We start from the raw sequence: 10,757 nt of genomic DNA on the forward strand, positions 1-10,757 counted from the left end.
CATATGAAAAAATGGATGACAGTTTGCGTGCTGTGTTTCGTGTTTTTTCTGCTTGTATCCTGCCAGCAGAAGGACGCTGTCCCGGATTCCGCAAAGAAGCCGAAAGCTCCTTTGACGGGACTGGAGATTGAACAGAAGGTGACTGAACGCCGGCCTGTTGCTGTTGTGGTGAACAATCATCCGAAGGCGAGGCCGCAGTCTGGACTGTCTAAAGCCGACATTGTCATAGAAGCGCTTGCAGAAGGGCAGATCACACGATTTCTGGCTATTTTCCAAAGCCAGATGCCTGAAACTGTCGGACCTGTGCGGAGCGCGCGGGAATATTTCGTCACTCTCAGCAATGGCTTTGACAGCATATTTGTCCATCACGGCTGGAGTCCCGGCGCCAAAGAGCAGCTAGAATCCGGAGCTGCCGATTATATAAACGGATTGGATTTTGACGGAAGCTTATTTTGGAGAGCTGATTCCAGCAAACCGCCCCATAATTCCTACACGTCTTATGATTACATAAAAAAGGCGGCGGAACAAAAGGGATATGAGCTGAAGCGGGAAACAAATCCGCTGCTGTTTCAAACATCAGAAGCAAAACCTGCAAATGAATCTTACAATGTTCGGGTAGATTATGGAACAAAAAACGTTACAAATCTTGTCGAATACAACTATGATAAAAAAGCTGAATCTTATACAAGAAGCTCTGATGGTGTCATAACGACAGACCGGGAAACCGGAAAGCCGGTTGCAATGCAAAATATTTTCATTGTTGAAGCCAGCCATCATATTATTGATCAAGATGGAAGGCGGGACATCGACTTGGAATCAGGGGGGAAAGGTCTGTTGTTTCAGCACGGAAACGTCATTGAAACAGACTGGAAACAAGTGAATGGCAGAATTGTGCCGATAAAAGACGGCAAGTGGCTTCCGTTTGTGCCAGGAAAGACTTGGATCAATATCGTACCTGATCTTGATGTGGCTTCCATTAGTAAAGGAGAAGGTGTGTAACGATGCAAATCGATAAATTACGCGGCAAAGAGCTGGACCAGTTATTTAACTCGATCTTATCGCTGAAAGACCTGGAGGAATGTTACCGATTCTTCGATGATCTATGCACAATTAACGAAATTCAATCGCTGGCTCAGCGCCTTGAAGTGGCGCGCATGCTTCGCGAAGGAAACACGTATCATAAGATTGAAACAGAAACAGGCGCTTCCACAGCTACGATTTCCCGTGTGAAACGCTGCTTAAATTACGGAAATGACGCTTATGAAATGGCGCTCGACCGTGTGAAGGAGACGGAAACTGAGTCTTCTTCTAAATAACAAAGAACCGCCCTGCCGTTTGGCAAGGGCGGTTTCTTTATGAAACAAATTGATGGATCAGGTTGTCGATATCGACAATGCTGCCATCCTCTTTTCGATAGACAACATGCTCCTTGGAAAAGTGAACCGGCGAATTGATTCCTGCTGCGGCTGCAAGGTTAAACAGCCCCTCGCGCAGTGAAATAACATAGTTGCAGACACGGTGCTGTTTTTCCTCAATGCTCAATGCTTTTTGCAATTTTGGATCTGTTGTCGCCACGCCTGCTGGACAGGTGTTGTTGTGGCAGACGAGAGCACGGATGCAGCCAACCGAAAACATCATGCCGCGTGCGATGTTGACAAAGTCAGCGCCGAGAGCTAAGGCGACCGCGATTTTATCAGGAGTCAGGAGCTTTCCGGAAGCAAAGATTTTCAGCTGTCTGCGCAACCCGTACTGTCTAAGAAGCGTGTCAACAATAGGGAGCGCTGTCATAATCGGAAGGCCGACTGTATCCGCGAGCTCGTAAAAGGAAGCTCCGGTACCGCCTTCACTTCCGTCGATCGTGATAAAATCCGGATGCTTTCCGCTTTTCTGCATATAAGCGAAAAGCTCATGCAATTCTTCAGGATGCCCTGCGACCAGTTTGATGCCGACTGGCTTTTGCCCGACATCCCTAAGTTTTTCAATAAAGTCGAGCATTTCAGGAGGGTTTGAGAATTCATAAAAGCGGTTCGGGCTGTCAATCGACTTTCCTGGCTCGACATTCCGAATGTCTGCCACTTCCTCTGATACTTTGGCGCCGTCCACGTGGCCGCCCCGGGTTTTTGCTCCTTGTGCCAGCTTTAGCTCAAACGCTTTAATCTGGTCAATTCTGCTTTTTCTTTTAAATTCCTCCCACGAAAATTCCCCATTTCTTTTGCGCACGCCGAATAGGCCCGGTCCGATTTGGCAAATGATATCGGCGCCGCCCTTTAAGTGATACTCAGACAATCCTCCCTCACCTGTATTCATCCAAGTCCCGCCTGCCTGATGGAGCCCTTTTGAGAGCGCCGTAATTGCCCGTTCTCCGAGGGAGCCGTAGCTCATTGCAGACTGGCCGACTAATCCCTTCACGTGAAATGGCTTCTCGCATGTATGCTCGCCAATCACCTGCACATCATCAGGATGAAGAAAATACGGATCTGCCTTGATGCGTTCGGCGTGTTCCTTGCGTTTGAAGAGATTGTTTGCATCCATTTTATAAATTTGGGTTTCAATTTTTGGCGTTTGATTTACGTGCATTTCTTCCCTTTGTTTTGGAAACATAGCGTTACGGATATAATAGCCGGGTTTATCAAAATCTCTTACAGATCCAAAGCCCATCATTCTGCTTTTGTATTTGCCAGAGATAACCGTTTGCTCATATTCCTTTCGTGAAAAAGGCTGCTCTTCATTGTCATTGCTATATAAATACTGTCTGAGCTCCGGCCCGATTTTTTCAAGGATATACCGAAACCTTCCGATGACGGGGTAGTTGCGAAGGATTGAGTGCTCCTGCTGTTTTTCATCCTTTATGTAGATCCAGGCAAATAAGACGATCGGGATAGCGATGATCCCAATGATAAATGCGATGAGTGCAATAATAATGGTTTCCATCTCTCAGCCTCCCTTTTTTATGTAACCATTTCCACAGTTGAACACTTTCCAAACAATAGCAGAGGGAATCTGGTGAAAAATGTGCGCTTTTGCAGAAATAAGACTCACTGCGCAGGTACGTCCGCCTGCTCTCTTTTTTATGAAAAAAGAATCAAAACACCTTTTTCAGTGAATAACGAGATTAACGGCTTTTTCCGTTTTTCCGCGCTATGTGAATTTGTTATAATGTTTAAATGGTAACAAACGAATGGAGGAACGTATGACGTGTACGATGTAACAGAGTGGAAGCATGTCTTTAAACTCGATCCAAATAAAGATTTGCCCGACGAACAGCTGGAGATCCTTTGCGAATCAGGAACGGATGCGGTCATTATCGGAGGAAGCGATGGTGTGACAGAGGATAATGTCCTGCGGATGATGTCTAAGGTCAGACGGTTTTTGGTGCCGTGTGTGCTTGAGGTGTCGGCAATTGAAGCGATCGTTCCCGGCTTTGACTTATATTTTATTCCGAGTGTATTAAACAGCAAAAACACGGATTGGATTGTCGGAATGCACCAGAAAGCCATGAAGGAATATGGAGAACTGATGTCTATGGAAGAAATCGTGGCGGAAGGCTACTGCATCGCAAATCCAGATTGCAAAGCGGCGGCACTGACTGAAGCGGATGCCGAAATGAGTACTGACGATATTGTCGCTTATGCGCGTGTGTCAGAGCTGCTGCAGCTGCCGATTTTTTATTTAGAATACAGCGGCATGCTTGGAGACATAGAAGCTGTCAAGAAAACGAAGGCTGTATTGGAAACGTCCACCTTGTTTTATGGCGGCGGCATCAAGGATGCAGAAACGGCCAAACAGTATGCAGAGCATGCGGACGTGATCGTTGTAGGCAATGCGGTGTATGAAGATTTCGACAAGGCTTTGAAAACAGTAGCGGCTGTGAAAGGCGAGTAGTAAATTGTACGGATTTGGTTTATGATAGAACATATGTTTTGTATAGGCGGGTGAACAAATTTTGAATTATATTAGCAATCAATTACTAAGCGGTTTAAATCCCGTTCAGCAGGAAGCAGTCAAAACAACGGACGGGCCTCTTTTGCTGATGGCGGGAGCGGGAAGCGGAAAGACGCGTGTCCTGACACACAGAATTGCTTATTTAATGGCAGAAAAACATGTGGCGCCGTGGAACATTCTGGCGATCACATTTACCAATAAAGCGGCACGCGAAATGAAAGAACGTGTGGAAAGCATCCTCGGGCCCGGCGCGGACGATATCTGGATTTCCACATTCCACAGCATGTGCGTGCGGATCTTGCGCAGAGATATCGACCGGATTGGGATTAACCGAAATTTCTCCATCCTTGATACGGCGGACCAGCTTTCAGTGATCAAGGGGATTTTGAAGGAGCGCAATCTTGATCCGAAGAAATTTGACCCGAGAAGCATCCTTGGCACGATCAGCAGTGCGAAAAACGAATTAACCGAACCGGAGGAATTCTCTAAGGTTGCCGGCGGCTACTACGATCAGGTGGTCAGCGACGTATATGCTGATTATCAGAAGAAGCTTTTGAAAAACCAGTCGCTCGATTTCGACGATTTAATTATGACGACGATTAAACTGTTTGACAGAGTGCCTGAAGTGCTTGAATTTTATCAGCGCAAATTCCAGTACATCCACGTTGATGAGTATCAGGATACGAACAGGGCGCAATACATGCTCGTTAAGCAGCTTGCCGAGCGTTTCCAGAACCTTTGCGTTGTCGGGGACTCTGATCAGTCGATCTACAGATGGCGCGGCGCGGATATCACCAACATTCTTTCATTTGAAAAAGATTATCCGAATGCAAGCGTGATTTTGCTAGAACAAAACTATCGTTCAACGAAACGGATTTTGCGCGCGGCTAACGAGGTCATCAAAAATAACTCTAACCGCAAACCGAAAAATTTGTGGACGGAAAACGATGAAGGCATCAAGATTTCTTATTATCGCGGTGATAATGAGTTCGGTGAAGGACAGTTTGTGGCCGGCAAAATTCATCAGCTTCACAGTTCAGGCAAGCGGAAGCTGTCGGATATTGCCATTTTATACCGGACAAACGCGCAGTCCCGTGTGATTGAGGAAACGCTTCTCAAAGCGGGCTTGAACTATAACATTGTCGGCGGCACAAAGTTCTATGACAGAAAAGAAATTAAAGACATTCTTGCGTACCTGCGCCTCGTATCCAATCCGGATGACGATATCAGTTTCACGCGCATTGTCAATGTGCCAAAGCGCGGAGTTGGCGCGACATCACTTGAGAAAATCGCTTCGTATGCGGCCATAAACGGTTTGTCATTTTTCCAAGCGATTCAGCAGGTTGATTTTATCGGCGTCAGTGCCAAAGCAGCCAACGCGCTTGACAGCTTCAGACAGATGATTGAGAACCTGACCAATATGCAGGATTACTTATCCATTACAGAGCTGACAGAAGAAATTCTTGATAAGACCGAATACAGAGAAATGCTGAAGGCTGAGAAATCGATCGAAGCCCAAAGCCGTTTAGAAAACATCGACGAGTTCCTGTCTGTTACGAAAAACTTTGAACAGAAAAGTGAGGACAAGACACTCGTTGCGTTCCTGACAGACTTGGCGCTGATTGCAGATATCGATCAGCTCGACCAGAAGGAGGAAGAGTCAGGCGGCAAGGATGCAATCACCTTGATGACACTGCACGCCGCAAAAGGGCTGGAGTTCCCGGTTGTTTTCTTGATGGGGCTTGAAGAAGGCGTCTTCCCGCACAGCCGTTCATTAATGGAGGAAGCGGAAATGGAAGAAGAACGTCGCCTTGCTTACGTTGGGATTACAAGGGCGGAGCAGGAGCTCTATCTGACCAACGCCAAAATGCGCACCTTGTTTGGCCGAACGAATATGAATCCGGAATCTCGCTTTATTGCTGAAATACCGGATGATTTATTGGAAAACCTAAATGAGAAAAAAGAAACGAGAGCGCCGTCTGCGAGAAAAATGCAGCCGAGACGCGGCCCTGTTTCACGTCCGGTATCCTACGCCAGCAAAACAGGCGGCGACACCTTGAACTGGGCAGTCGGAGATAAGGCGGGCCATAAAAAATGGGGAACAGGAACTGTCGTCAGTGTGAAAGGCGAAGGAGAAGGGACGGAGCTCGATATTGCCTTCCCGAGTCCTGTCGGCGTGAAACGCCTGTTAGCAGCATTTGCTCCTATTGAAAAGCAGTAATTGAAGAGGAAAGGAAGAAGCAGATGGACAAAGAAACAGCCAAGCAGCGGGCAGACGAACTGCGCCGCACCATCAACAAGTATAGCTATGAATATTACACCCTAGATGAACCGAGCGTCCCTGATGCCGAATACGACAGATTGATGCAGGAGCTGATTGCGATCGAGGAGGAGCATCCAGACCTCAGAACGCCTGACTCTCCTACGCAGCGCGTCGGCGGAGCCGTGCTTGAAGCGTTTCAAAAGGTCACCCACGGCACACCGATGCTCAGTCTGGGCAATGCCTTTAATGCTGATGATCTCCGTGATTTCGACCGCCGTGTGCGCCAAGCCGTCGGCGACGATGTGGCGTATAATGTGGAGCTGAAAATAGACGGTCTTGCTGTTTCTCTCCGTTATGAAGACGGCTATTTTGTCAGAGGAGCCACACGAGGTGACGGAACGACGGGAGAGGATATTACGGAGAATCTGAAGACGATTCGCAATATCCCCCTCAAAATGAACCGTGAGCTGTCGATCGAAGTGCGCGGCGAGGCGTATATGCCGAAGCGTTCGTTTGAAGCACTCAATGAGGAACGAATTAAAAATGAAGAAGAACCGTTCGCTAATCCGCGAAATGCCGCGGCAGGATCACTTAGACAGCTCGATCCGAAAATTGCAGCGAAACGAAACCTCGATATCTTCGTCTACAGTATAGCGGAGCTTGACGAGATGGGTGTGGAGACGCAAAGCCAAGGGCTTGATTTTCTCGACGAACTCGGATTTAAAACGAATCAGGAACGAAAAAAATGCGGCGACATAGAAGAAGTCATTACGCTGATCGATGAGCTTCAAGCGAAGCGCGCTGACCTGCCGTACGAAATAGACGGCATTGTCATTAAAGTCGATTCTCTCGATCAGCAGGAGGAGCTCGGTTTTACGGCGAAAAGCCCGCGCTGGGCCATCGCGTATAAGTTTCCTGCTGAAGAGGTCGTGACGAAGCTTCTCGATATCGAATTAAATGTCGGCAGAACGGGTGTGATCACGCCGACCGCGATTCTTGAGCCGGTAAAAGTTGCCGGCACAACGGTCTCAAGAGCATCCCTTCATAACGAAGATTTAATTAAAGAGAAGGACATTCGGATTTTGGATAAGGTCGTCATCAAAAAAGCGGGCGATATCATTCCGGAAGTCGTGAACGTCCTTGTTGAACAGCGCACAGGAGAAGAAAAGGAATTCAGCATGCCGACGGAATGTCCTGAATGCGGGAGCGAACTTGTCCGAATCGAAGGAGAAGTAGCACTTCGCTGCATTAACCCTGAATGTCCGGCGCAAATCCGGGAAGGGCTGATCCATTTTGTTTCCCGCAATGCCATGAACATTGACGGGCTCGGCGAACGAGTGATCACACAGCTGTTTGAGGAAAACCTTGTCCGCAATGTGGCAGATTTATATAAGCTGACGAAGGAACAAGTCATCCAGCTCGAACGCATGGGTGAAAAGTCCACTGAAAACCTGATCAGCTCCATCCAAAAATCAAAAGAAAATTCGTTAGAGCGCCTGCTGTTTGGGCTTGGCATCCGCTTTATCGGATCAAAGGCTGCAAAGACGCTCGCCATGCAGTTTGAAAGCTTGGAGAACCTGAAAAAAGCCTCTAAAGACGAACTTCTCGCGGTTGATGAAATCGGTGAAAAAATGGCTGACGCGGTCATCACCTATTTTCATAAAGAAGAAATGCTTGAACTCTTGAATGAACTTCAGGAGCTGGGCGTAAACACGCTTTACAAAGGCCCGAAAAAAGTAAAGGCAGAGGACAGTGATTCTTACTTTGCCGGTAAAACAATTGTTCTGACAGGAAAGCTGGAAGAACTGTCAAGAAACGAAGCCAAAGCGCAAATCGAAGCGCTGGGCGGAAAACTGACGGGAAGCGTCAGCAAAAACACAGACTTGGTCATCGCCGGAGAAGCGGCGGGAAGCAAGCTGACAAAAGCACAAGAGCTGAACATTGAAGTGTGGAATGAAGAACAGTTAATGGAAGAGCTAAAGAAATAAGAGGAGTGTTTTCTATTGAAAAAGACGTTGGCATTGGCGGCAACGGCGGCAGTATTAATGCTGTCTGCCTGCTCGTCAGGTTTTGGGGGGGAGAAGGAGGAAGAGATTACGCAAAAGACGGCGAAATCGTCAGAAAAAGCGATTGTCCCGAAATATAATATCTCTGACTCCTATTACAAAATGGTGCTGCCGTTTAAGGCAGGCAAAGCGCGCGGCTTAACAACGGAACAGCTGAACACGAGACTGGACATTGACGAGTTTGAAACAGGGCTGATGCGTCTTGCCCAAGATTCTTTCTCGACTGACGATTATCTGTTCCAGGAAGGACAATATTTAGATGAGGATACAGTATTAAGCTGGCTGGCCCGGAAAAAAACGGGCTCTGATTTGAAAAAAGCCGAAAAAGAAGATAAGAACTTCAAAAATGAAGGCTTGAACCCGGCGCTCCCGAGTTCTGGTTCAACAGAAGAAAAGAACGAAAGCAGCCCGATTTATTTAGCATCCATGCTTGAGCACGATTATTTAGTCAGAAAAGACAAGAATTCTATCCAGCTTGGCGGCGTCATGATCGGACTGGCGTTAAACTCAGTGTATTACTATCGTGAAAAAACGGGCGACCCGCAAAAAGAAGTGGAGATTAAGGACAGCACGCTCCGCCAGCAGGGAGAAAAAATCGCACAGGAGGTTATTAACCGCCTCCGTAAAAAAGATAACTTGAAGAATGTGCCAATTACAGTCGCACTCTACAAGCAGGCGTCGAAAACATCGATTGTGCCGGGGAACTTCATCGCCAAAACAGAGGTCAAAGCAGGCTCTACTGATATCTCAAATTGGGATGACATCAATGAAAAATACGTATTCTATCCAGCGGATACAACCACAGCAGAAAAGTACCCGGATGACACCGAGGTCTTTAAGCGGTTCAAAAATTCAATTGAAGAATATTTCCCGAACTATACAGGCGTTGTCGGTACAGCGCTGTATGATAATGATGAAATGAAGAAAATAAAGATTGACATACCAATGCAATTCTACGGAAAAAGTGAAGTTGTCGCGTTTACCCAGTTCCTAACGGGTGAAGTGATGGACTACTACTCTAAAGGCTCAATTGATGTCGAAGTCAATATCACGTCCTCAGATGGACAAGAAGCGGTCATTATCCGCAATGCCGGAGATAAAGAGCCGACTGTTCACATTTATGACTAATATTGGATGACCCCTTGTGCCGCTGCGGCGCAGGGGTTTTTTGCGTTTTTTTTTGAAGGCTAAGTAGCATTGGAGAGGGTGTTTATTTATGTTATGATGTTCTAAAAATAGAAAAGGGTTGAAATTATGAAAAATAAATCCTTTTATTTTATATGGGCGGGCCAGTCAATTGCCAATTTAGGAGATTCTTTATACGTGCTGGTACTGACTCTATTTACGTATCAAGTTACAGACTCGGCCTTCTTGGCATCGCTGGTAGCCATGATGCAGTTCGTGGGTCAATCATTAAGCGCAGTATTTATACCTGTTTTCATTCATAAATACAGACTAAAGCACATTTTGATTTTTTTACAGTTAACGCAAACCATTCTGTTATCTTTGTTGCTTCTTATATTTATGATAGATTTTAAATCTATTTTTATTTTTTTCTTTATCGTATTTTTAATGTCGCTGTTAGACGGAGGAACGATTCCAGTCAGAAATTCAATGATTCCCCGCTTTGTTCCAAAATCCATGTTGTTGAAAGCAAACAGCTTGGTGCTGACCTCTGACCAAATCGTGCTCCTGCTTGGATGGATGCTCGGCGGTATTTTGATCAAATGGCTCGGGCCGCAATTGCTGCTATTGTTGACTTTTGCCCTTTATGGCACCTCTACAGTCTCTTTATTTTTTGTCAAGGATGCGGGAAAAGGAGATGCAGAAAAGGAAGAAACCGAGTCCTTTATGGATAAAATTTCTTCCGGGTGGAAAGCAATTTATCGCATGCCTGTTATCAGAATGCTGACTGTTCTTGAGCTTTTATCCATGTTCGGCAGAAGTATTTGGACAGGAGCCATTATCCTTGTTTATGTCGATGAAGTGCTGCATAAAAGCGAAACATGGTGGGGGTTTATTAACGCAAGCTATTTCGCCGGCACCATTACAGGCGGTTTAATCGTTTGGAAACTTTCAAAAATAATGAATGGAAAACTGTTCTCGATGATTTTATGGACATCACTTGCCATCGGCGCTTGCACACTATGCCTTGCGCTTAATAAGTATGCGTTGGCATCGCTGCTTTTTGTCTTTATTTTAGGACCGTCATTTCAGCTCCGGGGAATTGCGATCAGAACCTATGTGCAGGAGAGCATAAATGAAACTTTGCTTCCGAAAATACTGTCGGCTCAGCATACAATAAGTACATTTGTATACGGTGCATCGATCTTAATTATGAGCAGTCTTACTGATTGGCTGGGTGTCCAATATGTATTTTTCTTAAATTTTATTATTTTTACCGTTTCAGCGCTTTTATCTTTAAAACTAAAAAATGAACAAATATAGACAATCTTTTATAAATATTTACAAATTATTTGTTATGT

The 10,757-nt window shown here is 46.0% G+C and carries 8 protein-coding genes; 7 read left to right on the forward strand and 1 reads right to left on the reverse strand.

Annotated elements, in window-relative coordinates:
• The first annotated feature begins 3 nt into the window (after nt 1–3).
• Nucleotides 4–999, forward strand: coding sequence for a DUF3048 domain-containing protein (locus CDO84_RS02620; RefSeq protein WP_040083951.1), 996 nt, complete (start codon nt 4–6; stop codon nt 997–999).
• Nucleotides 1,000–1,001: 2 nt separating this feature from the next.
• Nucleotides 1,002–1,316 carry a YerC/YecD family TrpR-related protein gene (locus CDO84_RS02625; protein ID WP_003219429.1) on the forward strand — a complete coding sequence of 105 codons (315 nt, stop codon included), beginning with the start codon at nt 1,002–1,004 and terminating at the stop codon, nt 1,314–1,316.
• A gap of 37 nt (nt 1,317–1,353) precedes the next feature.
• On the opposite strand, the gene CDO84_RS02630 is transcribed toward CDO84_RS02625, so the two are convergent.
• Nucleotides 1,354–2,931: an FMN-binding glutamate synthase family protein gene (locus CDO84_RS02630; protein WP_040083950.1), complete on the reverse strand. Its 1,578-nt coding sequence runs from the start codon at nt 2,929–2,931 to the stop codon at nt 1,354–1,356.
• A 264-nt stretch (nt 2,932–3,195) separates the two neighbouring features.
• Here CDO84_RS02630 and CDO84_RS02635 point away from each other — a divergent pair, with 264 nt between their 5' ends.
• The 5 genes from CDO84_RS02635 to CDO84_RS02655 all read left to right on the forward strand — a co-directional run bounded on the left by CDO84_RS02635 (nt 3,196) and on the right by CDO84_RS02655 (nt 10,719).
• Complete coding sequence (locus CDO84_RS02635; protein WP_040083949.1) at nt 3,196–3,882, forward strand: heptaprenylglyceryl phosphate synthase; 687 nt, start codon at nt 3,196–3,198, stop codon at nt 3,880–3,882.
• A gap of 61 nt (nt 3,883–3,943) precedes the next feature.
• Nucleotides 3,944–6,163, forward strand: a complete 2,220-nt coding sequence (gene pcrA / locus CDO84_RS02640) for a DNA helicase PcrA (RefSeq protein WP_040083947.1) — start codon at nt 3,944–3,946, stop codon at nt 6,161–6,163.
• A gap of 23 nt (nt 6,164–6,186) precedes the next feature.
• A complete protein-coding gene (gene ligA / locus CDO84_RS02645; protein ID WP_040083946.1) occupies nt 6,187–8,193 on the forward strand; it encodes an NAD-dependent DNA ligase LigA in 2,007 nt (668 codons plus the stop codon).
• Nucleotides 8,194–8,208: 15 nt separating this feature from the next.
• On the forward strand, nt 8,209–9,399 hold the full coding sequence (locus tag CDO84_RS02650) for a CamS family sex pheromone protein (RefSeq protein ID WP_014663077.1): 1,191 nt from the start codon (nt 8,209–8,211) through the stop codon (nt 9,397–9,399).
• A 126-nt stretch (nt 9,400–9,525) separates the two neighbouring features.
• Nucleotides 9,526–10,719, forward strand: a complete 1,194-nt coding sequence (locus tag CDO84_RS02655; protein ID WP_014663078.1) for an MFS transporter — start codon at nt 9,526–9,528, stop codon at nt 10,717–10,719.
• The last annotated feature ends 38 nt before the right edge of the window (nt 10,720–10,757 follow it).

It is taken from the genome of Bacillus sp. MD-5 (assembly GCF_002201875.1).
GTDB lineage: Bacteria > Bacillota > Bacilli > Bacillales > Bacillaceae > Bacillus > Bacillus stercoris.

Coding starts and splice junctions, on each gene's coding strand:
- CDO84_RS02620 (WP_040083951.1), top strand. CDS start 4: ATGAAAAAATGGATGACAGTTTGCGTGCTGTGTTTCGTGTTTTTTCTG.
- CDO84_RS02625 (WP_003219429.1), top strand. CDS start 1,002: ATGCAAATCGATAAATTACGCGGCAAAGAGCTGGACCAGTTATTTAAC.
- CDO84_RS02630 (WP_040083950.1), bottom strand. CDS start 2,931: ATGGAAACCATTATTATTGCACTCATCGCATTTATCATTGGGATCATC.
- ligA (WP_040083946.1), top strand. CDS start 6,187: ATGGACAAAGAAACAGCCAAGCAGCGGGCAGACGAACTGCGCCGCACC.
- CDO84_RS02655 (WP_014663078.1), top strand. CDS start 9,526: ATGAAAAATAAATCCTTTTATTTTATATGGGCGGGCCAGTCAATTGCC.